This window comes from uncultured Allobosea sp., assembly GCF_945956895.1.
GTDB lineage: Bacteria > Pseudomonadota > Alphaproteobacteria > Rhizobiales > Beijerinckiaceae > Allobosea.
Window position 1 is genome coordinate 18,020 of record NZ_CAMFJF010000015.1, and the last position, 23,698, is coordinate 41,717.

20 protein-coding genes are annotated in these 23,698 nt (G+C 67.4%); 7 read left to right on the forward strand and 13 right to left on the reverse strand.

Annotated elements, in window-relative coordinates; all coding sequences use genetic code 11:
- Positions 1–96: 96 nt before the first annotated feature.
- Positions 97–2,085 (forward strand): protein meaA, encoded by a 1,989-nt coding sequence (locus Q0Q02_RS11260; RefSeq protein WP_293809406.1) that lies wholly within the window; start codon positions 97–99, stop codon positions 2,083–2,085.
- A gap of 152 nt (positions 2,086–2,237) precedes the next feature.
- Here the strand turns inward: Q0Q02_RS11260 and Q0Q02_RS11265 are convergent, their stop codons facing one another.
- Positions 2,238–2,855 (reverse strand): DnaJ domain-containing protein, encoded by a 618-nt coding sequence (locus Q0Q02_RS11265; protein ID WP_293809408.1) that lies wholly within the window; start codon positions 2,853–2,855, stop codon positions 2,238–2,240.
- 96 nt (positions 2,856–2,951) lie between these two features.
- Here Q0Q02_RS11265 and Q0Q02_RS11270 point away from each other — a divergent pair, with 96 nt between their 5' ends.
- Positions 2,952–3,224, forward strand: coding sequence for a BolA family protein (locus tag Q0Q02_RS11270; RefSeq protein WP_293809410.1), 273 nt, complete (start codon positions 2,952–2,954; stop codon positions 3,222–3,224).
- Between the two features lie 6 nt (positions 3,225–3,230).
- Here Q0Q02_RS11270 and Q0Q02_RS11275 read toward each other — a convergent pair whose 3' ends face one another.
- From Q0Q02_RS11275 to Q0Q02_RS11285, 3 genes are all read right to left on the reverse strand, one after another.
- Positions 3,231–4,424 carry a nitrate/nitrite transporter gene (locus tag Q0Q02_RS11275; protein WP_293809412.1) on the reverse strand — a complete coding sequence of 398 codons (1,194 nt, stop codon included), beginning with the start codon at positions 4,422–4,424 and terminating at the stop codon, positions 3,231–3,233.
- A 35-nt stretch (positions 4,425–4,459) separates the two neighbouring features.
- A complete protein-coding gene (locus Q0Q02_RS11280) occupies positions 4,460–5,629 on the reverse strand; it encodes an acetyl-CoA acetyltransferase (RefSeq protein ID WP_293809414.1) in 1,170 nt (389 codons plus the stop codon).
- A gap of 138 nt (positions 5,630–5,767) precedes the next feature.
- Positions 5,768–6,673, reverse strand: coding sequence for a DMT family transporter (locus Q0Q02_RS11285; protein WP_293809416.1), 906 nt, complete (start codon positions 6,671–6,673; stop codon positions 5,768–5,770).
- A gap of 216 nt (positions 6,674–6,889) precedes the next feature.
- On the opposite strand from Q0Q02_RS11285, the gene Q0Q02_RS11290 reads away from it, so the two are divergent.
- The 3 genes from Q0Q02_RS11290 to Q0Q02_RS11300 all read left to right on the forward strand — a co-directional run bounded on the left by Q0Q02_RS11290 (position 6,890) and on the right by Q0Q02_RS11300 (position 10,580).
- A complete protein-coding gene (locus Q0Q02_RS11290) occupies positions 6,890–8,452 on the forward strand; it encodes a D-alanyl-D-alanine carboxypeptidase family protein (RefSeq protein WP_293809417.1) in 1,563 nt (520 codons plus the stop codon).
- 7 nt (positions 8,453–8,459) lie between these two features.
- Positions 8,460–9,371 carry a DMT family transporter gene (locus tag Q0Q02_RS11295; RefSeq protein ID WP_293809419.1) on the forward strand — a complete coding sequence of 304 codons (912 nt, stop codon included), beginning with the start codon at positions 8,460–8,462 and terminating at the stop codon, positions 9,369–9,371.
- 87 nt (positions 9,372–9,458) lie between these two features.
- Complete coding sequence (locus tag Q0Q02_RS11300; protein ID WP_293809421.1) at positions 9,459–10,580, forward strand: GTP-binding protein; 1,122 nt, start codon at positions 9,459–9,461, stop codon at positions 10,578–10,580.
- A gap of 83 nt (positions 10,581–10,663) precedes the next feature.
- On the opposite strand, the gene Q0Q02_RS11305 is transcribed toward Q0Q02_RS11300, so the two are convergent.
- The 3 genes from Q0Q02_RS11305 to Q0Q02_RS11315 form a co-directional block, all read right to left on the reverse strand.
- A complete protein-coding gene (locus Q0Q02_RS11305; protein WP_293809530.1) occupies positions 10,664–12,280 on the reverse strand; it encodes an AMP-binding protein in 1,617 nt (538 codons plus the stop codon).
- A 96-nt stretch (positions 12,281–12,376) separates the two neighbouring features.
- Positions 12,377–13,396, reverse strand: a complete 1,020-nt coding sequence (locus Q0Q02_RS11310; protein ID WP_293809423.1) for an ABC transporter substrate-binding protein — start codon at positions 13,394–13,396, stop codon at positions 12,377–12,379.
- Positions 13,397–13,694: 298 nt separating this feature from the next.
- Positions 13,695–14,795 carry an NADH:flavin oxidoreductase/NADH oxidase gene (locus Q0Q02_RS11315; protein WP_293809425.1) on the reverse strand — a complete coding sequence of 367 codons (1,101 nt, stop codon included), beginning with the start codon at positions 14,793–14,795 and terminating at the stop codon, positions 13,695–13,697.
- A 93-nt stretch (positions 14,796–14,888) separates the two neighbouring features.
- Between Q0Q02_RS11315 and Q0Q02_RS11320 the strand changes: the two genes are divergently transcribed.
- Together Q0Q02_RS11320 and Q0Q02_RS11325 are read left to right on the forward strand one after the other, a co-directional pair.
- Positions 14,889–15,194, forward strand: coding sequence for a helix-turn-helix domain-containing protein (locus Q0Q02_RS11320; protein WP_293809427.1), 306 nt, complete (start codon positions 14,889–14,891; stop codon positions 15,192–15,194).
- Positions 15,195–15,240: 46 nt separating this feature from the next.
- Positions 15,241–15,735: an RNA pyrophosphohydrolase gene (locus Q0Q02_RS11325; RefSeq protein WP_293809429.1), complete on the forward strand. Its 495-nt coding sequence runs from the start codon at positions 15,241–15,243 to the stop codon at positions 15,733–15,735.
- 176 nt (positions 15,736–15,911) lie between these two features.
- On the opposite strand, the gene Q0Q02_RS11330 is transcribed toward Q0Q02_RS11325, so the two are convergent.
- From Q0Q02_RS11330 to Q0Q02_RS11355, 6 genes are all read right to left on the reverse strand, one after another.
- Positions 15,912–16,325 (reverse strand): F0F1 ATP synthase subunit epsilon, encoded by a 414-nt coding sequence (locus Q0Q02_RS11330; protein WP_293809431.1) that lies wholly within the window; start codon positions 16,323–16,325, stop codon positions 15,912–15,914.
- Between the two features lie 113 nt (positions 16,326–16,438).
- Positions 16,439–17,923 carry a F0F1 ATP synthase subunit beta gene (gene atpD / locus Q0Q02_RS11335; RefSeq protein ID WP_293809433.1) on the reverse strand — a complete coding sequence of 495 codons (1,485 nt, stop codon included), beginning with the start codon at positions 17,921–17,923 and terminating at the stop codon, positions 16,439–16,441.
- A gap of 74 nt (positions 17,924–17,997) precedes the next feature.
- Positions 17,998–18,867, reverse strand: coding sequence for a F0F1 ATP synthase subunit gamma (locus Q0Q02_RS11340; RefSeq protein WP_293809435.1), 870 nt, complete (start codon positions 18,865–18,867; stop codon positions 17,998–18,000).
- Positions 18,868–19,003: 136 nt separating this feature from the next.
- Complete coding sequence (gene atpA / locus Q0Q02_RS11345) at positions 19,004–20,536, reverse strand: F0F1 ATP synthase subunit alpha (protein ID WP_293809437.1); 1,533 nt, start codon at positions 20,534–20,536, stop codon at positions 19,004–19,006.
- Positions 20,536–21,105: a F0F1 ATP synthase subunit delta gene (locus Q0Q02_RS11350; protein ID WP_293809438.1), complete on the reverse strand. Its 570-nt coding sequence runs from the start codon at positions 21,103–21,105 to the stop codon at positions 20,536–20,538. The genes atpA and Q0Q02_RS11350 overlap by 1 nt, the downstream gene beginning before the upstream one ends.
- 208 nt (positions 21,106–21,313) lie before the next feature.
- Positions 21,314–23,488, reverse strand: a complete 2,175-nt coding sequence (locus tag Q0Q02_RS11355; RefSeq protein ID WP_293809531.1) for a primosomal protein N' — start codon at positions 23,486–23,488, stop codon at positions 21,314–21,316.
- Positions 23,489–23,698 lie beyond the last annotated feature (210 nt).

Genomic DNA, 23,698 nt, shown 5'->3' on the forward strand with positions numbered 1-23,698 from the left:
TCGTCAGCCTAACGTCGCAGGGGACATAACCGAAGCTCTGGCGTTATCTTCGCCGCAGTGCAACATTCAGATTGCTCTGCAATACGGGGAGACGCCATGACCGCGACGGACCGAGGCGGCCGGGAAACGGCCCAGCGCGACAAGCCGTGGATCTTCCGCACCTATGCGGGCCATTCCGACGCGGCGGAGTCCAACAGGCTCTACCGGACCAATCTCGCCAAGGGCCAGACCGGCCTCTCCGTCGCCTTCGACCTGCCGACCCAGACCGGCTACGACCCCGACCACGTCCTGGCGCGCGGCGAGGTCGGCAAGGTCGGCGTGCCGATCTCCCATCTCGGCGACATGCGGGCCCTGTTCGACCAGATCCCGCTGGCGCAGATGAACACCTCGATGACGATCAACGCGACGGCAGCCTGGCTGCTCTCGCTCTATATCGCCGTCGCCGACGAGCAGGGCGCCGACCGCAAGCTGCTGCAGGGCACGACCCAGAACGACCTCGTGAAAGAGTATCTGTCGCGCGGCACCTATGTCTTCCCGCCGCGCCCCTCGATGCAGCTCACCACCGATATCGTCGTGTTCACGGCCAGCGAGTTGCCGAAATGGAACCCGACGAATGTCTGTTCCTACCATCTGCAGGAGGCCGGCGCTTCGCCGGTGCAGGAACTCTCCTTCGCGCTGGCGACGGCGATCGCCCTGCTCGATTCCATTCGCGCCCGGCCGGAAGTCTCGGCGGAGGAATTCCCCGGCACGGTCGGCCGCATCTCCTTCTTCGTGAATGCCGGGATGCGCTTCGTCACCGAGCTCTGCAAGATGCGGGCTTTCGTCGAACTCTGGGACGAGATCACGCTCGGCCGCTATGGCATCGCCGATGAGGCGATGCGGCGCTTCCGCTATGGCGTGCAGGTCAATTCGCTGGGCCTGACCGAGCCGCAGCCGGAAAACAACGTCTACCGCATCCTGATCGAGATGCTCGCCGTCACGCTGTCGAAGAAGGCCCGCGCGCGGGCCGTGCAGCTCCCGGCCTGGAACGAGGCGCTCGGCCTGCCCCGCCCCTTCGACCAGCAATGGTCGCTGCGCATGCAGCAGGTTCTGGCCTATGAGACCGACCTGCTCGAATTCGGCGACATCTTCGACGGCTCGACCGTGATCGACACCAAGGTAGCCGCGCTCAAGGCGGCCGCGCTCGAAGAGCTGGCGAAGATCGACGACATGGGCGGCGCGCTCGCCGCCGTCGAGAGCGGCTACATGAAGCAGGCGCTGGTCGAGAATGGCGCGCGCCGGATCGAGGCGATCGAGCGCGGCGAGCAGGTCGTCGTCGGCGTCAACAAGTTCACCAGCAGCGAGCCCTCCCCGCTTTCGGCCGGCGACGGCGCCGTCGTCACCGTGCCGGATTCGGTCGAGACCGAGGCGATCGCCCGGCTCAAGGCCTGGCGCTCGGCCCGCGATGCCAAGGCGGCCGAGACAGCGCTCACCGAACTCGCCGCCAGCGCCCGCGAGAACCGCAATGTCATGCCGGCCTCGATCGCCTGCGCCAAGGCTGGCGTCACCACCGGCGAATGGGCGCAGACCCTGCGTGAGATCTTCGGCGAATACCGCGCACCGACCGGCGTCGACACGACGAAGCTGGGGGATGCGACAGGCCTCGCCACCGCGAAAGCCGCTGTCGAGAAGGCGACCGAACGCTTGGGCCGCGCCCCGCGCTTCCTCGTCGGCAAGCCCGGTCTCGACGGCCATTCCAACGGCGCCGAGCAGATCGCCGTGCGCGCCCGCGATGCCGGAATGAGCGTCAGCTATGGCGGCATCCGCCAGACGCCGGAGGAGATCGTCAGCGAGGCCCGCGAGCAGCAGGCCGACATCATCGGGCTCTCGATCCTCTCCGGCTCGCATCTGCCGCTGGTGCGCGATGTCACCGCGCGGCTGCGCGTCGCCGGCATGGATGTGCCGGTCGTGGTCGGCGGCATCATCCCGCCCGACGACGAGAACGCGCTGCGCAACATGGGCGTGGCGCGGGTCTATACGCCCAAGGATTTCGCGCTGGACGGCATCATCGCCGATGTCGCGGGACTGGCGGCGAAAGCCAACTGACCGCTGTCATCCCGTGCCCGCTGCGGCGTGTAACGCCGCTGCGCAGACACGGGACCGTTCTCAGGAAAAGGCGCCCTATGGTCATACGGTCCCGCATCTGCGCAGCGGCACTGCGTGCCGCAGCGCGCGCGGGATGACGGCGCCCCTTCCCGTCACACCATTCCCACGCTCTTGAGCTGCTGGTACGCCTTCAGGATTTCCTGAAGCGTGCCCTCGCGCGAGCGGTCGCCACCATTGGCGTCCGGGTGGAAGCGCTTCACCAGTTCCTTGTAGCGCGCCTTGATCGCGACGGAATCGGCGGTGTCGTCGAGGCCGAGCGTATCCAGCGCCTTGCGCGCCACAATGCCGACGCGCGATTCCGGCTGGGCCGCCTGCTGCTTGTTGCGCGCGCCGAACAGGTTGAAGGCATCGTGCATGTCGGCACTGGCCTCGCCATTGGCCTTGCGCCCGCGCTGCGACATCCGCGCTGCCTTGGAATTGACGCCGAGCTTCCAGGTCGGCCGGTGGCCGATCTCCTCCTGCTTGGCGTAGGCGGCGAGCGCCTCGTCATCCATGCCGGCGAAATAATTGTAGGTCGCGTTATAGGCCTTCACATGGTCCATGCAGAACCGGAAGAACTGGCCCTCGCGACCGCGGCCCTTCGGCGCCCGGAACTCGCCGCCGCGCGCGCAACCGGGATGATCGCAGCGCGGCCCGTCGCTTTCCAGCGGCGCCTCCGCCTCGGAGGCTCCGATCCTGATGCTGTCGAAAAGGCGAGAGTTGATGTTCATCGTCGACGGGTTATGAGACGCAAGGGCTAGTGCCGGCAAGTGCGATGCAGCACATCGCCGAACCGACAGAACAATCATGGCAACGGTGGCGCGATCATGACCTCAATCAGCGAAAGAATCACGCAAAAGCTGACCGCGGCCTTTGCGCCACAGGCGCTCAGGGTCATCGATGAATCGCACCAGCATCAGGGCCATGGCGGCTGGCGCGAGGGCGGCGAGACTCATTTCAGGGTCGATATCGTGTCGGAAACCTTCGCCGGCAAGAGCCGGCTCGAGCGCCACCGCCTCGTCAACGCCGCCCTGGCGCAAGAACTGGCCGACCGCGTCCACGCCCTGGCGATCGCGGCAAAGGCTCCGGGTGAGGTGTAGACCCCTCTAGCGCTTCGGCCGCGCCGGCGACAGCGCGTAGATCGCGACCGAGGCCAGCAGCAGCGCGGCGAAGGCCCAGTGCAGGTTGGCGAAGGTCGTAGCCGCATCGAGCCCTGCGGCACGCTGCTCGGCGATGAACCAGCCGGAGGCCGACTGAACCGCCGCCGCACCGGCGATGAAGAGGAAGTTCACGAAGGTCATGCCGCGCCCGATCAGATGCTCGGGGAAGAACTGCCGCGCATGCGCCATCAGGATGGCGTAGGTGAAGCCCGCCGCACCGACGAGCGAGAACAACGCCACCGCGGTCAGATGCGATTGCTGCCCGCTCAGCGCCAGCGCGGCGAAGCCGAGCACTGTGAGCAGTGTCCCCCAGGTGACGATCGTCTTGGCCCGGCCGGTGCGGCTTTCGAGCCAGCCATAGACGAAGGCACCGGCGATCATGACGGCCGCCATGATCGAGGCCGCATGGCCGGCCGATACCGGATCGAAGCCATGGACCTGCGTCATGAACGGCCCGATCCAGAGCCCACGCGCCGTAGCGGCGATGGCATAGCCCGTGATGGTCAGGGGCGCGATCAGCCAGAGCGGCTTCAGGGCGAGGATGCTGGCGAGCCCCTGCAGCAGCCCCTCGTCGGGCGTGGCGGAAGCCGGTCGCGGCGGCGGGTCGCGCACCAGCGTCACCGCCAGCACGGTCGCGACGAGGAAGCCCACCGCCATCGCCATCATCGCGCCGCGCCAGCCGAAATGCCCGGCGGCGATGGCGAGCGGCGCGGCGCCCGCGATATTGCCGAGCGAGCCCAGCGCGATGAAGAGCGAGGTCAGCAGGCCGAAGCGCTCCGGCGCGGCATTGCGCGCGAACAGGAACAGCGAGGACATGAAGACCGGCGAGCAGCCGATGCCGATCAGCGCCATCGCGAAACCGGCGGTCGCGGCGCTGCCGGCCTGTGTCAGCAGGAAGGCGCCGACGGTGCCGATCGCCATCGCGAAGGCCACAGTCCGGCGTGGCCCGAGCCGGTCGAGTGCCCAGCCGACCGGGAACTGCGCCAGCGCGAAGGCGATGAACCAGGCGGCGCCGAGCAGGCCGAAGGCGGCCGGGCCGATGCCGAGATCGGCCATGACAGGCCCGGCGATCACGCTCAGGAAGGAGCGGTAGAAGATCGAGAGGACATAGGCCGGCAGAAGCGCAATGAAGACGATCACGTCGGGAGTTCCGCTTCTGCCGGCCGGTAGGAGGCTTACTTGATCCGTTCGAGCACGGAGACGTAATTGGCGACCGCAGCCCCGCCCATGTTGAAGATGCCGCCGAGACGCGGCTCGCTGAGCTGCATGCCCTCCGGCGCTTCCCCAGTGAGCTGCATGGCCGAGAGCACATGCATCGAGACGCCGGTCGCGCCGATCGGGTGCCCCTTGGCCTTGAGGCCGCCGGAGACGTTGACCGGCAGCTTGCCGTCCTTCTGGGTCCAGCCTTCCTTGATCGCGCGGGCGCCGTCGCCCTCCTTGGTCAGGCCCATCGCCTCGTATTCGATGAGTTCCGCGACGGTGAAGCAGTCATGCGTTTCGACAAAGGAGAGATCGTCGAGCGTCACGTTCGCCTTGGCCAGCGCCTGCTTCCAGGCGAGCGCGCCGCCCTCGAATTTCAGGATGTCGCGCTTCGACATCGGCAGGAAATCCTGGACATGGGCCATGCCGCGGAAGCCGACGGCGCGGCGCATCCGGAGCGCGGTTTCCTCGTCGGCCAGCACCAGCGCGGCGGCGCCGTCCGAGACCAGCGAGCAGTCGGTGCGCTTCAACGGCCCGGCGACATAGGGGTTCTTCTCGCTCTCCTCGCGGCAGAAGGCGTAGCCGAGGTCCTTGCGCATCTGCGCATAGGGGTTCGCGACGCCGTTCTTGTGGTTCTTCGCCGCGATCATCGCCAGCGCATCGGACTGGTCGCCATGGCGCTGGAAGTAGGCGGCGGCGATCTTGCCGAAGACGCCGGCAAAGCCACCCTGCACTTCACTATCTTCCGGCAGATAGGAGGCCTTCAGCAGGTTCTTGCCGATCTCGGGGCCGGGCGTCTTGGTCATCTGCTCGACACCGACGACGAGCACGACCTTGGCGTCGCCAGCCCTGATCGCGCGCACGCCCTGATGCACGGCGGCCGAACCGGTGGCGCAGGCATTCTCGACGCGGGTCGTCGGCTTGAAGCGCAGGGCCGGATCGGCCTGCAGCACCAGCGATGCAGTGAAATCCTGCGCCGAGAAGCCAGCGTTGTAGTGGCCGAGCACGATCTCGTCGACCTCGTCGGCGGTGATGCCGGCATCGACGAGGGCCTCGACCGCCACCCTCACGATCAGGCTTTCGACAGTCTCGGCATCCTGCTTGCCGAACGGCGTATGGGCCCAGCCCACGATCGCAGCGCTCATGACGGTTACTCCCTTGATGTGCAGCTACACGTTATCTTGGCAGCCTTGTGCCACCCGGCAAGCCGGTATCCGCGCATGGTGGCCGTGCACGGATCGGCTGGCGGGGCCTGTGCTTTCAGAACTAGCCGGCCCCTTGCCTCACCGCAATGCCAGCGAGAGCAGCAGCCCGACCCCGCCGACGATCATCGCCATGCCCAGCATTTCGCGCCGGCTCGTGCCTTCCGCGAACAGCTTGCGCGAGGCGATCTGCGCCAGCGGCACCTCGATCAGCGCGAGCGTCCGGACATTGGCGGCCGTCGTCAGCGAGAAGCCGATGAACCAGAACTGCGAGGCCGCGGCGCCGAGGAAGCCGGCCGAGAGCGAGCGACGCCAGCTCTTCAGGCTGAGGATCAGCGCTTGCCGGTCGGCGATGAGCATATAGGCGATCAGCAGCAGGGTCTGGAGCCCGAGGCCGAGGACGAGAATGGTCGAAGCACGGATCAGGAATGAGCCCTCCGGCAAGGCCTGGATGCCACCGCGGAAGCCGATCGCCGAGAGCGCGAAAAAGGCGCCGGAGACGATGCCGAGCACGGCCGGCCTCAAGCCGGCGCGGGTCAGTTTCTCGCCGGGCTTCCATGACACCGCGATCACGCCGGCGGTCGCGATGGCGATGGCGAGGAACTTCAGCGGCGTCAGCGCGTCGCCAAGCAGCGCCGCGCCGAACAGCGCAACCTGCACCGGCTCGGTCTTGGTATAGGCGGTGGTGACCGCGAAGGAGCGTTCGCGCATCGCCGCCAGCATCAGCGCGGTGGCCGCGATCTGCGTCAGCGCGCCCCAGAGCGTGTAGCCGAGCGAGGCCATGCCGATCGCCGGCGGCAGGCGTTGCAGGCCGAGGCAGGCGAGCGCCAGGAACAGCATCGCGAAAGGCAGGCCGAACAGAAAGCGCACCTGCGTCGCGCCGACGACGCCGATAGTCTCGGTAAGCGAGCGCTGCGCCAGGTTGCGCGCAGTCTGCAAGAGCGAGGCGGCGATGGTCGCCGGTATCCAGAGAAGGCCGAAAGCCACGCGACAAGCCTTGGAGAAGCGGAACAGTCCTCCGCTTGTGGACCGCCCGCCGCAGCTAGGCAAATCGCTCCGCAAGGGGTAGGTATGCGTTCCAGGGCAGACGAATGTGGCGGCCGTCTCGAAATTGCCGCATGCGTCGCGTTGAACCCTGCGCCGTCGTCACCGGCCAAGCTACCCGCAAGACCGTTCCGAGCAAGACAGGTTCAGACCCGCCCGATGATCGCTTCCCGCCTCGCAGCCGCCCTCGCCCTCGGTGCCGCTCTGACGGGGCCGGCCTATGCCGGAGCCAGCCTCGTCATCGACGCGTCCAGCGGCGCGGTGCTGTCGAGCGAGAACGCGACGCAAGCCTGGCGCCCGGCCTCCACGACCAAGATGATGACGATCTATCTCGCGCTGAAGGCGGTGCGGGAGGGGCGTCTCGGCCTGGAGACCGCGATTCCCGTCTCGAAGCTCGCCGCCAGCCAGCCGCGCGTGAAGGTCTATGCCCGGCCCGGCCAGGAGATCACGCTCGACAACGCGCTGCGCATCATGATGGTGAAATCGGCCAACGACATCGCCTATGTCGTGGCCGAGGGCGTCGGCGGCGACGTCCCGACCTTCGTTGCCATGATGAACGCCGAAGCGCAGCGCCTCGGCATGCGCGACACCCGCTTCGTCAACCCCAATGGCTGGGACCATCCCGACCAGCAGACCAGCGCCCGCGACCTCGCCGTGCTCGCCATGGCGCTGATGCATGATTTCTCGCAATATTCCGATTACTGGGGCACCTCGGCCGTGCAACTCGGCAAGCAGGTGATGCACAACACCAACGGGCTGGTCGGGCGCTATTCCGGTATCGGCGGCATGAAGACCGGCTTCACCTGCGCCTCCGGCTTCAACGTCGTCGCGACCGCGAACCGCGGCGGGCGCACACTGATCGCCGTCGTCCTGGGCTCGCTCTCCGGCACCGACCGGACGGTCAAGGCCGCCCAGCTCCTCGATGAGGGGTTCTCCGCCTGGGGCGGGTCGGGCTACAGCGTCTCCTCGATGCCGCCGAGCGGCACCCGCGCTCCCAATATCTGCGACGACGTCCGCCATCGCGGCGGCGGCACCGCGCTCGCCGACGATGCCGACGCCCCAGGGCCGATCGCAGCCGCGCCGATCCCCGGCCGCGATGCCGATGACGGCCGCTTCCCGGTCTATGCGACCCAGTCTGCCGGCACGCTGGCGACACGCACGCCGCGCGGGCGACTGACCCTCGGCCCGCGCGCCGAGACGGTGCCGGTGCAGGTCTCGTTCGGCCGCACAGCCGGCTCCGCCGGCGCCCCGCTCGCCGCCAATGCGACGGCCCAGCCGAGCTCGCGCGTCGCCCGCGGCACGCCGACCATCGAGCCGGAAGCGCCCGTCGCCGCCGGTCTCGCTCTGCCGCCCACCCGTCGGACGGCTTCGAGCAATGGCTCGATCCCGCGCGGCACCACGGCCTTCGCGCCTGCGAGCGCGCCGGTCCAGCCCTCAACTGATGCCTTCGAAGGCGGCCCGCTGCGCCTCCAGGGCTCCGTCCAGCCCGGCAAGGCCAATGCCGCAAGCCTGCGCCCCGGCGCCGCCGCCGGCATCAAGCCGGCCGCGCGCAATGCGAAGACTGACAAGACACAGTCCGCCAAGTCTCAGCCGGCGAAGGCCGTGCCCCTCAAGACTCTACCCGCCCGCACCGCACCGGCCAAGCCGAAGCCCGCCGAAGCCGCCGTGAAGCCGTCGACGGGCAAGCCCGGCGCCAAGACCAAGCCCGCCAACGACGCCTGAGGCGGGCTTGAACCCAGGCAGCCCCGACCGGAGCCGGACTGACGAGCGACAGGGCCTCGCCCTGGCTCTGGCCTCGGCCGCAGCCTTCGGCACCAATATCGTCAGCGCCCAGATCGCCGGCCAAGCGGGCCTCAGCGGTCCGCTTCTCGTCTTCTACCGCGTCCTGCTGATGCTCGTCCTCGTTGGCGGCGCCGCTCTTGTCTGGCGCGGCTCGCTCGCCTTGCGGCGCGGCGAGCGGCAGCCCGTCCTGCTCTTCGGCCTGATGACGGCACTGGTCGGCATCGCCTATCTCTCCTCGGTCGCCTTCGTGCCCGTATCGGTCGCGGCGGTGGTGTTCTACACCTTCCCGGTCCTGATCGTGCTGGCCGAACCCGTCTTCACGCCGGCCCCCTTCCGAGCCGACAGGCTCGCGATCGCACTCGCAGCCTTTCTCGGTATCGCTCTCGTCGTCGGCCCTGATCTTCACGGACTTGATCCACGCGGCCTTGCGCTCGCGATGCTGGCAAGCGTCAGTGCGGCCGCGCAGTTCTTCGCCGCTGCCCGCTGCGCGGAGACGCCGACACTGCCCAAACTGTTCTGGTCGCATGTCGTCATCCTGCCGGTGGCGGCGCTGGTGCTGCTGTTGACCGGCGGCTTCCTGCCGCCCCAGACCTTCCTGCTCGCCCCCGTCGCCGTCGCCATCACCTATGGCGGCTATATCGTCGGCTTCCTGTTCCAGATCCTGGCGCTGGCCCGCGTCGCGCCCGGCCCCGCCGGCCTCGCCTTCTGCGCCGAGCCCGTCTTCGCCGTCATCATCGCCGCCATCGTTCTCGCCGAGCGGCTGGGCCCGCTGCAATATGCCGGTTGCACCCTTGTCATCGCGGCCATCGCCACTAATGTAATATTAGAACAAACGAGGCGGCGCGTCGTGTCTGCCTAGACTCCCCCGCGCCCTTCGGGACGCGGGGTGATCTCTCCCTTTGATAGGATATCGGATTGATCCGATATCCTAGAGGCTTTGCGATCCATGACCGGCGACCCTGCCCGCCCCCTGCCCGTCCCGCTGACCTTGCTGACCGGCTTCCTCGGCGCCGGCAAGACCACCTTGCTGAACCGCCTGCTGAAGGACCCCGCGCTCGCCGGCACGCTCGTGCTCATCAACGAGTTCGGCGAGATCGGCCTCGACCATCTGATGATCGAGGGCGTCGAGGAGAACATGATCCTCCTCGAGTCCGGCTGCCTCTGCTGCACCATCCGCGACGACCTCATCGTCACGCTGGAGGACTTGTTGCGCCGGCGCGACAATGGCCGCATCGCTGCCTTCTCGCGCCTCGTCATCGAGACGACCGGGCTCGCCGATCCCGCGCCGATCCTCAACGTCCTGATCAACCACCCCTATCTCGCCATGCGCTTCCGGCTCGACGGTGTGGTCACGTTGGTCGATGCGGTCAACGGCATGGCGACGCTCGATGCCCATGAGGAGGCCCGCCGGCAGGTCGTCGCGGCCGACCGGCTCGTCCTGACCAAGACCGAACTCGCCGCTCCCGAAGCCGTGGCCGCCCTGCGCGAACGCCTCGACGGCCTCAATCCCGGAATCGCCATCCTCGCGCCGGACGCGCCGGCCAACGATCTGATCGGTGCTGGTCTTTATGATCTCGCGCAGCAGCCGCAGGCGCTGCGCCACTGGCTGGCCGAGGATGTGCTGCCCGGCGGCCATCATCATCACGGCCACCATCATAGCGATCATCACCACCATGGGCATGACCATGCCCATGGCCAGGACCCGCATGACGTCAATCGCCACGACGCCTCGATCCGCGCCTTCGCCCTGACCGCCGACCAGCCAGTCGCGCGCACCACCTTCGACCTGTTCTGGACCCTGCTGCGCTCGATCCATGGCCCCCGCCTGCTGCGGCTCAAGGGGCTGGTGGACATCGCCGGAGAGCCAGGGCGGCCGCTGCTCGTCCACGCGGTCCAGCAGATCCTGCATCCGCCGATCCAGCTCGAAGCCTGGCCGGATGCCGACCACCGCTCGCGCCTCGTCCTGATCGTCAAGGACATCGAGGAAGACACCGTGCGCAAGCTCTGGGCGGCTTTCCTCGGGCAGGTCTCGGAGGCGACAGACCAAGAGCGTCATGCTCGGGTTTGACCCGAGCATCTCTTGCCGAAAAACGCGCCGGAGCCTCTCCTTCACGAGATTCTCGGGTCAAGCCCGAGAATGACGCCCGGCCCCTATGCTTCGGCCCGCAGCAGCCGACGGATGATCTTGCCGGTCGTCGTCAGCGGCAGCTCGTCGCGGAAGGCGATCTCGCGGGGATATTCATGCGCCGACAGCCGCGCCCGCACGAAACCCTGCAGCTCGGAGACCAGAGCCGGCGAGCCATGATAGGCAGGCTTCAGCACGACGAAGGCCTTGACGATCTCGGTGCGCAGCGGATCCGGCTTGCCAACCGCCGCCGCCAGCGCCACCGCCGGATGGCGCAGCAGGCAATCCTCGATCTCGCCCGGCCCGATACGATAACCCGACGAGGTGATCACGTCGTCGTCGCGCCCGATGAACCGGACATAGCCCTCCTCGTCCTGCACGCCTTCGTCGCCGGTCGTCATCCAGTCGCCAACGAACTTGGCCGCCGTAGCCTCGGGGTTGCGCCAGTATTCCAGGAACATCACCGGGTCGGGCCGGCGCACCGCGATCTGCCCTTCCTCGCCGGCCGCGCAGACCGTGCCGTCCGGCCGGATGATCGCGACCTCGTGGCCGGGCACGGCCTTGCCGATCGCGCCGGGACGGCTGACGCCGAGCGCCGCGCTCGACGCCAGCACGAGATTGCACTCGGTCTGGCCATAGGCCTCGTTGATGGTCAGCCCCAGAGCCTCGCGCCCCCATTCCAGGGTCTCGGCACCGAGCGCCTCGCCTGCCGCCGCGACGGTGCGCAGGTTGAGATTCCAGCGCCCCTGTGGGCTGCCGGCGCCACGCATCATCCTGAGCGCGGTCGGCGGCACGAAGGCGTTGCGGATGCCAAGATCCTGGATCAGCCGGTAGGCCTCCTCCGGCTCGAAGCGCGTCACCGGCCGCGCCACCACCGCCACGCCGAAATGCAGCGCCGGCAACAGCATGTTGAGCAATCCGCCGGCCCAGGCCCAGTCGGCCGGCGTCCAGGCAAGGTCGCCCGGCCGCGGCATGAATTCATGCGGCATCTGCACGCCCGGCAAATGGCCGGGCAGCACGCGGTGGCCATGCAGCGCACCCTTCGGGTTGCCCGTCGTACCCGAGGTGTAGATCATCAGCGCCGGATCATCCGGAGCGGTATCGACCGGAATGAAATCCGGGCTGCCCTCGGCCAGCAGCCCGTCCCAATCTTCGACACCGCCATCGGCGCCGTCGGTCGAGATGCGTAGCGCGAGCTCTGGCAGAGGCTGGGTGATCTGGCCGAGCTTCACCAGCCCGCCGGCATTGGTGATCACGGCCTTCGCAGCGGAATCGGTCAGTCGGTAGGCCAGCGCATCGACGCCGAACAGCGCCGCCAGGGGCACCGCGATGGCACCGAGCTTGTAGGCGGCGAGATGTGCTGTCAGCACCGCCCGCCCTTGCGGCAGAAGGATCGCGATACGGTCGCCCCGGCCGACGCCGCGGGCTCGCAATGCATTCGCCAGCCGGTTGGAATGCTCGCGCAACCAGCCGAAGCTGACCGGGTTGACCTGCCAGTCCTGCGAGACCTCGATGATGGCGGGACGATCAGCCTCGACCGCGGCCCAGCGATCACAGACGTCGACGGCGATGTTGTAGCGGCCCGGAATGCGCCAGCGGAAACTCTCGCGCAGCGCGGCGTAATCGGTCAGGTCTGGCAGGATCAAGATGGGTGTCCGGTGGGAGGCGCGGCACGATAGGCAAGCGCCCGGCCGCTGTCACCCGCCCCGGGCGCCCCCTCTCCAAACGTCACGATGCACTCAGAACATGCGTTCGCCGGCCGGGGGCAGGAATGCGTCGGTAAACGCATCGCCTGCCCGTGCCTTGTCACGGAAGCTCCCGGCAAGGGCGAGCTGGTCCAGCGCCTGCGCCCAGCGCTCGCTGTCGACCCCACCCAGACCATGCGCCCGCACATAGGGCGTCAGGATGTTGCGCTCGATCACGGCAACGAGCTTGTCGCGCTCCACCTCGACTTGCGCGCCCTCGTTGCGCCGCAGGACGACTTGCGCCCCAGCAGCAGGATTGGCGACGGTGTCGCGGATGCCGCGCATCATCGCGCGCACGAGCCCGCGCACCGCATCCGGCTTGCTGGCGATGAGCTTGCCGGAAACGATTACGGCGCTGCCATAGAGCAGGAGGCCGTGCTCTGCCATTTCCATCAGCACGATATCCTCGCCCGGCACGCCGCGCGCCTGGAGCGAGACCGCGGTCGAGGGGCCGAAGGCGAAGAGGGCATCGATCTCGCCCGAGGCCAGCATCGGCTCGCGCACCGGCAGGCCGATGGTCTCGATCCTGATCTTGCTGTCGTCGATCTTGTTGAGGCTCTTGAACAGCGGCCATTGCGCGAAGCTGGCATCGATGCTGGCCGTGCCGAGCTTGCGGCCCTCCAGACTCGCCGGCGCGGCCGAAATCCCCCGGCTCTTGCGGCCGATCAAGGCGTAGCCCGGCCGATCATGGATGATCATCACCGCCTTGAGATCGGCGCTGGGATTCTCGTCGCGGAAGCGGATCAGCGCGTTGATATCGCCGAAGCCGGCATCCTGCGCGCCCGCCGCCAGGCGCTGCAGCATGGCGCGCGCGCCATTGCCCGGCTCGATCACGACATCGAGCCCTTCGGAGCCGAAATAGCCCTTGTCCTGCGCCGCCAGGAACGGCGCCGTCAGCGCGTCGATACGCCGGTCCAGCGCAAAGCGAACGGGCGTGTTTCCCTCCGCATGAACCGCCCGCCCCCCCCACGAAACAGGCCGCCACCGCCCCGATCGCGAACTGTCCGAATCCACGGCGGCTCAGCATCGGGAAACGAGAGGGCGAAGCGATCGACATGTCGAGCCTCCGGGCGCCTTGCTGGCTTCAACACGGCACATCCGTGCGTCCAGTCTTCCTGACATCATAAGATGTTGAAATGCCGTCAACATGACGGAAGTTCCGTTACGATTTCGGATCGCGTCGGCCCTCGCTCTTCCCTCAGGGAGGGAAGCCCGCGCCATTCTCGCAGCAAGCCGCTTATAATCCCTCCTGCAAACGAACGAGGGGCCGAACGGCCCCTCATCGCATCGCCGCGGTTTTCGGATGAAGCCCTCAGGCGGCGCGATAGCGCGCCAGCCAATGCGCATAGGGCGCCGGCAGGGTCGCCCAGGCCGGATTGTCGACGCCGAGCGCCTGCGCCGCCGCATAAGGCCAGTGCGGGTCAGCCAGCAGAGGCCGGCCCAGCGTCACCAGATCGACCTTGCCTTCGCGGATCAACGCATCAGCCTGCTCGGGCTTGCTGATATACCAGCTCGTCGAAGCCGGCAGGCCGGTCTCGCGTCGCACCCGCTCTGCGACCGGCCCCAGGAACGCCGGCCCCCACGGAATCTTCGCCTCGGTGGTCGAGAAGCCGACGCTGACATCGATGAAGTCGAGCCCCTCGGCCTTGAGGCGCTTCACCAGTTCGATCGCCTCGGCGAGCGTCTCCTCGTCGCGCCCGTCATATTCGATCACGCCGAGCCGGGCGGAGAGCGGCCGGTTCTCGGGCCAGACCTTGCGGACGGCGGCCAGCGTCTCGATCAGGAAGCGGCTGCGGTTCTCGAAGCTGCCGCCATAGGCATCCTCGCGCTTGTTGGCATGGATCGAGAGGAAGCTCTGCGCAAGGTAGCCGTGGGCGAAATGCAGCTTCAGCCACTCGATGCCGATATCGCGAGCGCGCTCCGCCGCCGCGACAAAGTCGTTCCGCACGCGCGCGATATCGGCCGTGGTCATCGCCCGCGGCACACGCGGCAGCCCGCCGCCATGCGCGACCGCGGACGGCGCGATCGTCTCCCAACCACGTTCGTCATTAGCCGGGATGTGATCGTCGCCTTCCCAGGGCAGGTTGGCGCTGGCCTTGCGCCCGGCATGGCCGATCTGGATGCCGGTGACGGCGCCGGCCTTGCGCATCTCGGCGGCGATCGGCGCCAGTGCCTCCGCCTGCCCGTCATTCCAGAGCCCGAGGCAGCCGGGCGTGATCCGCCCCTCCGGCGAGACGCCGGTCGCCTCGATCACGACAAGACCAGCGCCGCCACGCGCCAGACCGGCGAGATGCGCCCGGTGCCATTCGTTGGCAACGCCGTCCTGCGCCATGTACTGGCACATCGGCGAGGCGATGATACGATTGCGAAGGGTGATGCCCTTCAGGCTGAAGGGGTCGAACAGGCCAGGCATGATGGAGCTCCACGCGGGTGGGTTTCTATATTTCGATAGTTCGATATTTTTCGAACTTTGGCAAGTTCAAAACCCTGTGATAAGCTTTGCCCCATGCGCCATGCCCGCTTGCCTGCCTCCGATGAGATCGCGCTCGAAGACGTCTTCCATGCGCTGAGCGACCCTTTCCGGCTCGAAGTCGTGCGCCGCCTCGCGGTCGAGGGCGAGCAGAGCTGCCAGGCGTTGGAGGGCGACCGGCCGAAGTCGAGCGTCTCGCATCATTTCCGCGTGTTGCGCGAGGCCGGACTGATCCGCACCCGCAACGAGGGCGTGACGCGGATGAACGCGTTGCGCCGCGACGATATCGAGCAGCGCTTCCCCGGCCTGCTCGCCTGCGTGATGCCCCGATCGAACGATTGATCTGCAAGCGGTTCCGCTTGGCGTAGCGTCGCCCTATGCTCGCGCCATGAGCCTCCCCTACCGTCCCAATGTCGGGGTCGCCCTGTTCAATGCCCAGGGCCTCGTCTTTGCCGGCCGCTCGCACAGCGCCGGCCCCGAGATCGTGCTGCCCGGCTTCGACTGGCAGATGCCACAGGGCGGCATCGACCCCGACGAGGATATCGTCGCCGCCGCCCGCCGCGAACTGGAGGAGGAGACCGGCGTCACGCAGGCCGAACTTCTCGCCGTGACGCAGGAGTGGTGGAGCTACGATTTCCCGCCTTATGACGGCCCCTGGCACAAGCTCGCCGCCTTCCGCGGCCAGCGCCAGCGCTGGGTCGCCTTCCGCTTCACCGGCAGCGAGAGCGGGATGGATATCGGCAAGCCCAATGGCGACGAGCCGCCGGAATTCAGCGAATGGCGCTGGCACCCGCTCGCCGAGATGCCGGGCCTGGTCGTGCCGTTCAAGCGGCCGGTCTACGAGAAGGTGGCGCAGGCCTTCGCGGCTTTCGCGACGACCTGAGGACAGAGCGCGTCATTCTCGAGCGGAGCGAAGCGCAGACCCGAGAATCTCATGCAAGATCAGGCCTTTCTTCCAGAGATGCTCGGGTCGAGCCCGAGCATGACGGCAGCTTGGCCCGATCAACTAAAAAGGGCCGCTCGCGCGGCCCTTTCCAAATTCCAAAGCTCAAGCGCGGATCACGCCGCCTTGCGCTGTTCGAAGACGTGCTTGAACTCGTGCAGCTGCACCAACGTGTCCTGCAGGCGCTTCTTTTCGTCCTCGTTATGCGACCCGGCGAGACGGGTCTCGGCGGTCAGGATCTCGGCGTCGAGAACGGCGGTGTCGACATCCTCGAGAAAGCGGCCCTGCTCAGCCAGGATCGTCGTCGTCGCCTGATTGACCTCGACGAGGCCGCCATTGACGAAGAATTCCTTGCCGTTCTGGTCGGTCGTCTGGACGAAGACGATGCCGGCCTTGAGCGTCGCAACCAGCGGCGCGTGGCCCGCGAGAACGGTCATCTCGCCCTCGACCGAAGGGACGATGACGCTGACGACGTCGCCCGAGAACAGGATGCGCTCCGGCGAGACGAGTTCGAACTTGAAGGTGGCCATCGTTTCATTCTCCCCGGCTCGTCATGGCCGGGCTTGAGCCCTGCCATCTCGGAAACCAGCAGTTTCTGGTCATGAGATCCCCGGGCGAGCCCGGGGATGACGCATTCGGTCGCTTACGCGGCCTCGGCGGCCAGGCGCTGCGCCTTTTCGACGGCTTCGTCGATCGAGCCGACCATGTAGAAGGCCGCTTCCGGCAGGTGGTCGTACTTGCCCTCGACCAGGCCCTTGAAGCCCTTGATCGTGTCTTCGAGCGAGACGAGCTTGCCGGGCGAGCCGGTGAAGACTTCCGCGACATGGAACGGCTGCGACAGGAAGCGCTCGATCTTGCGGGCGCGGGCGACCGTCATCTTGTCGTCTTCCGAGAGCTCGTCCATGCCCAGGATCGCGATGATGTCCTGCAGCGCCTTGTAGCGCTGGAGCACCTGCTGGACCTGACGGGCGACGGCGTAGTGCTCCTCACCGACGATGTCGGCCGAGAGCATGCGCGAGGTCGAGTCGAGCGGGTCGACCGCCGGGTAGATGCCCTTTTCCGCGATCGAGCGCGAGAGCACGGTCGTGGCGTCAAGGTGAGCGAAGGAGGTCGCGGGCGCCGGGTCGGTCAGGTCGTCCGCCGGCACGTAGATCGCCTGCACCGAGGTGATCGAGCCCTTGGTCGTGGTGGTGATGCGCTCCTGCAGGTTGCCCATGTCGGTGGCGAGCGTCGGCTGATAGCCCACCGCCGAAGGAATGCGACCGAGCAGCGCCGACACTTCCGAACCCGCCTGCGTGAAGCGGAAGATGTTGTCGACGAAGAACAGCACGTCCTGGCCCTGGTCGCGGAAGTGCTCGGCGACGGTCAGGCCCGAGAGGGCGACGCGCATGCGGGCGCCCGGGGGCTCGTTCATCTGGCCGTACACGAGGGCGCACTTGGAGCCAGCGGTCGAACCGTTGTTCTCCTTCGGGTCCTTGTTGACGTGCGACTCGATCATCTCGTGATAGAGGTCGTTACCCTCGCGGGTGCGCTCGCCGACGCCGGCGAACACGGAGTAACCGCCGTGGGCCTTCGCGACGTTGTTGATCAGCTCCATGATCAGCACGGTCTTGCCGACGCCGGCGCCGCCGAACAGGCCGATCTTGCCGCCCTTGGCGTAGGGAGCCAGCAGGTCGACGACCTTGATGCCGGTGACGAGGATCTGCGCCTCGGTCGACTGCTCGGAATAGGCCGGGGCCGGCTGGTGGATGCCGCGGGTAGTGGTGGTCAGGATCGGGCCGGCTTCGTCGACCGGCTCGCCGATGACGTTCATGATGCGGCCGAGGCACTCGTCGCCGACCGGGACGGCGATCGGGGCGCCGGTATCGGTGACCGACTGGCCGCGAACCAGGCCTTCGGTCGAGTCCATCGCGATGGTGCGAACGGTGTTCTCGCCGAGATGCTGGGCGACCTCGAGGACGAGGCGGTTGCCGAGGTTGTCGGTCTCGAGCGCGTTCAGGATCTCCGGCAGGGCGCCGTCGAACTGCACGTCGACGACGGCGCCGATGACCTGGGCAACGCGGCCGGTGCCGGTGTTGGCGGGCTTCTCGGCGGTCTTCTTGGTGGTCTTGGTAGCGGCTTTGGCCATGGCGGAACCTCGGGACTAGCGCATTCGGATGTGACGGCTGCCGGCGGCTCGCGCCACCGGCGAAGATTAGGCGGTTAGAGCGCTTCCGCGCCGGAGATGATCTCGATCAGTTCCTTCGTGATCATCGCCTGGCGCGAGCGGTTATAGAGCTGCGTCTGCTTCTTGATCATCTCGCCGGCGTTGCGCGTGGCGGAATCCATCGCCGACATGCGCGCGCCCTGCTCGGAAGCAGCGTTTTCAAGCAACCCGCGCAGGACCTGGACGGTCAGGTTGCGCGGCAACAGCGCTTCCAGGATCTCGCCCTCGTCCGGCTCGTAATCGTAGACGGCATCGGTCTGCTTCGTCCCTTCCGGAATCTCGGCCGGGATGATGCGCTGCGCCGTCGGGATCTGGGCGATCACCGAGCGGAACTTCGAGAAGAACAGGGTCGCGACGTCGAACTCGCCGTTCGCGAAACGGGCCAGTACGTTCTGGGCGATCGCCTCGGCATTGGCGAAGCCGACCTGCTTGAACTCGCGCAAGTCGACGAACTCGATGATCTCCGACGCGAACTGGCGACGCAGGATATCGTAGCCCTTCTTGCCGACGCAGATGATCTTGACCGTCTTGCCGTCGGCCTTCAGCGCATTCGCCTTGTCACGCGCCAGACGCGCGATCGACGAGTTGAAGGCGCCGCACAGGCCGCGCTCGGCGGTCAGTACCAGCAGCAGATGCACCTTGTCGGAGCCCGTGCCGGCGATGAGGCGCGGCGTGCTCGAACCGGACACGCCGGAAGCGAGGTTCGACAGCACCGTCTCCATGCGCTCGGCATAGGGGCGCGCGGCCTCGGCGGCCGTCTGCGCCCGGCGCAGCTTCGCAGCCGCGACCATCTGCATGGCCTTGGTGATCTTCTGCGTCGCCTTCACCGAGGCGATGCGGTTTCTAAGATCCTTCAAAGAAGGCATGTGGCGCTCTCACCCCGTCATGGTCGACCTTGTGTCGACCATTCACGTCTGGAACCTCATTCTCATCTCCCACGCCCGCCGCACTCGCGGCGAAGACGTGGATGGTCGGGACAAGCCCGACCAGAACGCCCGCTGATCAGGCGAAGGACTTCGCGAAGCCCGCGACGATGTCCTTGAGCTTGGCGGCGTTGGCGTCCGACAGATCCTTGGTCGAGCCGATCTCGTTGAGCATATCGGCATGCTTGCCGCGCACCAGCGAGAGCAGGCCGTCCTCGAAGGCGCGGACCTTGGTGACCGGCAGCGCGTCGAGATAGCCGTTCACGCCGGCATAGATCACGACAACCTGCTCTTCCATCTTCAGCGGCGAGAACTGCGGCTGCTTCAGGAGCTCGGTCAGGCGGGCGCCGCGGTTGAGCAGGCGCTGCGTGACCGCGTCGAGGTCCGAGCCGAACTGCGCGAAGGCGGCCATCTCGCGATACTGGGCGAGCTCGCCCTTGATCTTGCCGGCGACCTTCTTGGTCGCCTTGGTCTGCGCCGAAGAGCCGACGCGCGACACCGAGAGGCCGACGTTCACCGCCGGGCGGATACCCTGGTAGAACAGGTCCGTCTCCAGGAAGATCTGGCCGTCGGTGATCGAGATCACGTTGGTCGGGATGTAGGCGGAGACGTCGTTGGCCTGGGTCTCGATGACCGGCAGCGCCGTCAGCGAGCCGAGGCCGGCGGCCTCGCCCATCTTCGCCGCGCGCTCGAGCAGGCGGGAGTGAAGATAGAACACGTCGCCCGGATAGGCTTCGCGGCCCGGCGGGCGGCGCAGCAGCAGCGACATCTGGCGGTAGGCGACGGCCTGCTTGGAAAGGTCGTCATAGATGATGACGGCGTGCATGCCGTTGTCGCGGAAGAACTCGCCCATGGCGCAGCCGGCGAAGGGTGCCAGAAACTGCATCGGGGCGGCGTCCGAGGCGGTCGCAGCCACGACGATCGAGTACTCGAGAGCGCCACGCTCCTCCAGGACCTTCACGAACTGCGCAACCGTGGAGCGCTTCTGGCCGACGGCGACGTAGACGCAGTAGAGCTTCTGGCTCTCCGGCGAACCTTCGCCGTTCAGCGACTTCTGGTTCAGGATGGTGTCGAGCGCGACGGCGGTCTTGCCGGTCTGGCGGTCGCCGATGATGAGCTCGCGCTGGCCGCGGCCGATCGGGATCAGGGCGTCGATCGCCTTGAGGCCGGTCGCCATCGGCTCATGCACCGACTTGCGCGGGATGATACCGGGGGCCTTGACGTCGACGCGGGCGCGCTTGGCGGCCTTGATCGGGCCCTTGCCGTCGATCGGGTTGCCGAGCGCGTCGACGACGCGGCCGAGCAGCTCCTTGCCGACGGGGACGTCGACGATGGCGCCGGTGCGCTTGACTGTCTGGCCTTCCTTGATCTCGCGGTCGGAACCGAAGATCACAACGCCGACATTGTCGCTCTCGAGGTTGAGCGCCATGCCGCGCACGCCGGACTCGAACTCGACCATCTCACCGGCCTGGACCTTGTCGAGGCCGTAGACGCGGGCGATGCCGTCACCGACGGAGAGAACCTGGCCGACTTCGGTAACCGAAGCTTCCGAGCCGAAATTCGAGATCTGAGCCTTCAGGATGGCGGAGATTTCAGCGGGGCGGATGTCCATCAGCCGACCTCTTTCATGGCAAGACGAATTGAATTGAGCTTGGTTTTCAGCGAGGCGTCGACCATGCGGGAGCCCATCTTGACGATGAGCCCGCCGATCAGGGTCGGGTCGATCTTGATCGCGACGTCGACATCCTTGCCGGCGACGCCCTTCAGCGCCGCGCGGATCTCGTCGACGCGCTTGGCCGTCGGCTGCTCGGCGACCGTCACCTCGGCGGAGACGATACCCTTGGCCTCGGCGACCAGACGCTTGTAGCCGGCGATCATGCCCGGCAGCGCGAAAAGGCGGCGCTTGCTGGCAACGAGGCCGATAAAATTGGCGGCAATGCCGGTGATGCCGGCCTTCTCGAGCACGACCTTGATCGCCGCGACCTGCTCCTCGGCGGTGAAGGCCGGGCTCTCGATCAGGCGGGTGAGGTCGGCGCTCTCGGCGAGCAGACCGTTGAAGCTATCCAGAGCGGCCGCGACGGTGTCGATCGCACCCGCCTCCTCAGCCAGCTCGAACAGAGCGGTGGCATAGCGCTGAGCTACGCCCGACACCAATGTCCCCTGCGATCCGCCTTCAGCCACGCTTCCCGTCTCTCGTTTCAAGGAACCACACCGGCGACCTTCGGAACGAAGGTGGAGTGCATGGTCCCGGCGCTGCGAGTATCTTAGGCGCGAAGTCGGCTAGACGACTTCGCGACCGAAATGTGGCGGTGCACTAGCATGTGGTTCCGGACCGCGCAATCGCTGATTGGCCATCATAAGCGGCGATTTTGCCGCGCCTTTCAGCCGTTCAAAGGAAGCTTTGCGGATCGACATCGACCGCGACGCGGACCGAGCCCTTCGGCCGGGGCGCCCGTTTCAGCCAGGCGCGCAGGTAATCCTGCAGGTTGATCTCGCGCGCCGTCTTGACGATCAGGCGCATGCGATGGCGCCCGCGCAGCACCGCTAAAGGCGCTTCCGCCGGCCCCAGCACCATGATTCCGTCACCAGCCTCGGCCGAGCGCGCCAAAGCCCTAGCATGGCTTTCGGCCTCGGCCTGACTGTTGGCGGAGACGATCAGCGCCGCCAGTCGCCCGAAGGGTGGCAGGCCCGCCGCCTCCCGCGAGGCCTCCTCTGCGGCATAAAACCGCTCCGGATCCCCCGAGATCAGGGCTTTCAGCACGGGGTGCTCGGGGTCATGCGTCTGAAGCAGGGCGCGGCCCGGCTTCTCGCCCCGCCCTGCGCGTCCTGTGACCTGCCGCAACGCCTGGAAGGTCCGTTCCGCCGCGCGCGGATCGCCGGACGTCAAGCCGAGATCGGCGTCGATCACCCCGACCAGTGTCATTCCGGGGAAATTATGGCCCTTGGCGACGAGCTGCGTGCCGATGACGATGTCGAATTCCCCCTCGGCCACCGCCATCAGCTCCGTCTTCAGCCGTTCCGTCCCGCCCGGAAAATCGCTGGAGAGCACGATCGAACGCGCCTGTGGAAAAAGTGTCGCGACCTCCTCGGCGAGACGCTCGACGCCAGGCCCGCAGGCCACGAGGCTCTCGGGCTTGTGGCAGGCAGGGCATTCATGCGGCCGGCGCTCGACATGGCCGCAATGATGGCAGACCAGCGCGCGCCGGAAGCGATGGTCGACCAGCCACGCCGAGCAGTTCGGGCACTGGAAGCGATGGCCGCAATCGCGGCACAGCGTCAGCGGTGCATAGCCGCGCCGGTTGAGGAAGAGCAGCGACTGCTCCTTGGCCTCCAGATTGACCTCGACCGCCTTGATCAGCGCGCCCGAGAGCCAGCGCCCGCGCTCCGGCTTGTCGCGGCGCAGATCAACGAGACCGAGCTGCGGCAACTCACGCCCACCGAAGCGCTCCGGCAGCTTGAGATGGGCATAGCGCCCACGCTCGGCATTGACGCGGGTCTCCAGCGAGGGCGTCGCGGAAGCCAGCACGACCGGCGCATTCTCGATGCGCCCCCGGACCACCGCCATGTCCCGGGCATGATAGGAGACGCCGTCCTCCTGCTTGTAGGCGCTCTCATGCTCCTCATCGACGACGATGAGGCCGAGATCGCTATAGGGCAGGAACAGGGCCGAGCGGGCGCCGGCCACGACCTTGGCCTCCCCGCTCGCAATTGCCGCTTGCAAACGCTCGCGCTTGCGGCCGGTCACCGCCGAATGCCACAGGCCGGGCCTGACGCCGAAACGGGCCTCGAACCGGTCGATGAACTGCGCGGTCAGCGCGATCTCCGGCATCAGGATCAGGCTCTGGCGGCCGAGCCGGATCGCCTCCGCCACCGCCTCGAAATAGACCTCCGTCTTGCCCGAACCGGTGACGCCTTCGAGCAGCGAGACGCCGAACGCTCTAGCCTGCACCGACTTGACCAGCGCCTGCGCGACCTCGCCTTGCCCTTCCGAGAGTTCAGGCACGGCATGATCGGGATCGGGCAGGGCCGCAATCGCCTCGCGCGGCAGGGGCACGACGATGAAGGTACCGGCATCGACGAGCGAATCGATCACCGCAGCGCTGACGGAAGCTGCCTCGGCCAGCGCCGATTTCGCGATCAGCAGGCCGCCCTCCGCCGCAGCGATGGCGCGCGCCCGCGCCGGCGTCATCCGCCCCGGCGGCGGACCGGCGAGCCTGACGCCGAGCTTGGGCCGCTCCGGCGTGTCGTCCGGCTGGCGCCGCAGTGCCAAGGCCAGCACCGAGCCCTTGGGCGCGAGCGTATACCAGGCCACCCAGTCGACGAGCTTGCGCAGCGCCGGATCGAGCGGCGGCATGTCGTATTTGCCGGCGACCTTCTTGAGATTGCCGCCGCGCCCGGATCCGACCTCCCAGACCACACCGACAGTCTCGCGCGGGCCGAGCGGCACCTGCACGACATCGCCGGGCTTGAGCACGAGCCCGGCCGGCACGGCATAGCTATAAGCCTGGTCGAGCCCGAGCGGGATCAGCACGTCGACCGTCCCGGCCGGCGCCTCTTCACTCATGTCGTCGTTGATCAGGTCGAACTGCGCCATCGCCAAAAACACCACCGCCGTCATCCCGGACGGAGCGAAGCGGAGATCCGGGATCCATCATAGGGTGCCGCGCTCTACGATGGATCCCGGATCGGCGCCGCTGACGCGGCTTGTCCGGGATGACCGCGTGTTTCGCTCGCCAGTGTCTAGCACCGATTCGGCTGCTGTTAAGGCAGGAGA

Excerpts from the sequence above, each read along its gene's own strand:
- Q0Q02_RS11330 (WP_293809431.1), bottom strand. The coding sequence starts at position 16,325 with ATGGCCACCTTCAAGTTCGAACTCGTCTCGCCGGAGCGCATCCTGTTC.
- Q0Q02_RS11340 (WP_293809435.1), bottom strand. The coding sequence starts at position 18,867 with ATGCCTTCTTTGAAGGATCTTAGAAACCGCATCGCCTCGGTGAAGGCG.
- Q0Q02_RS11300 (WP_293809421.1), top strand. The coding sequence starts at position 9,459 with ATGACCGGCGACCCTGCCCGCCCCCTGCCCGTCCCGCTGACCTTGCTG.
- Q0Q02_RS11325 (WP_293809429.1), top strand. The coding sequence starts at position 15,241 with ATGAGCCTCCCCTACCGTCCCAATGTCGGGGTCGCCCTGTTCAATGCC.
- Q0Q02_RS11320 (WP_293809427.1), top strand. The coding sequence starts at position 14,889 with ATGCGCCATGCCCGCTTGCCTGCCTCCGATGAGATCGCGCTCGAAGAC.
- Q0Q02_RS11270 (WP_293809410.1), top strand. The coding sequence starts at position 2,952 with ATGACCTCAATCAGCGAAAGAATCACGCAAAAGCTGACCGCGGCCTTT.
- Q0Q02_RS11265 (WP_293809408.1), bottom strand. The coding sequence starts at position 2,855 with ATGAACATCAACTCTCGCCTTTTCGACAGCATCAGGATCGGAGCCTCC.
- Q0Q02_RS11355 (WP_293809531.1), bottom strand. The coding sequence starts at position 23,488 with ATGAGTGAAGAGGCGCCGGCCGGGACGGTCGACGTGCTGATCCCGCTC.
- Q0Q02_RS11260 (WP_293809406.1), top strand. The coding sequence starts at position 97 with ATGACCGCGACGGACCGAGGCGGCCGGGAAACGGCCCAGCGCGACAAG.
- Q0Q02_RS11280 (WP_293809414.1), bottom strand. The coding sequence starts at position 5,629 with ATGAGCGCTGCGATCGTGGGCTGGGCCCATACGCCGTTCGGCAAGCAG.
- atpD (WP_293809433.1), bottom strand. The coding sequence starts at position 17,923 with ATGGCCAAAGCCGCTACCAAGACCACCAAGAAGACCGCCGAGAAGCCC.
- Q0Q02_RS11315 (WP_293809425.1), bottom strand. The coding sequence starts at position 14,795 with ATGCCTGGCCTGTTCGACCCCTTCAGCCTGAAGGGCATCACCCTTCGC.
- atpA (WP_293809437.1), bottom strand. The coding sequence starts at position 20,536 with ATGGACATCCGCCCCGCTGAAATCTCCGCCATCCTGAAGGCTCAGATC.
- Q0Q02_RS11290 (WP_293809417.1), top strand. The coding sequence starts at position 6,890 with ATGATCGCTTCCCGCCTCGCAGCCGCCCTCGCCCTCGGTGCCGCTCTG.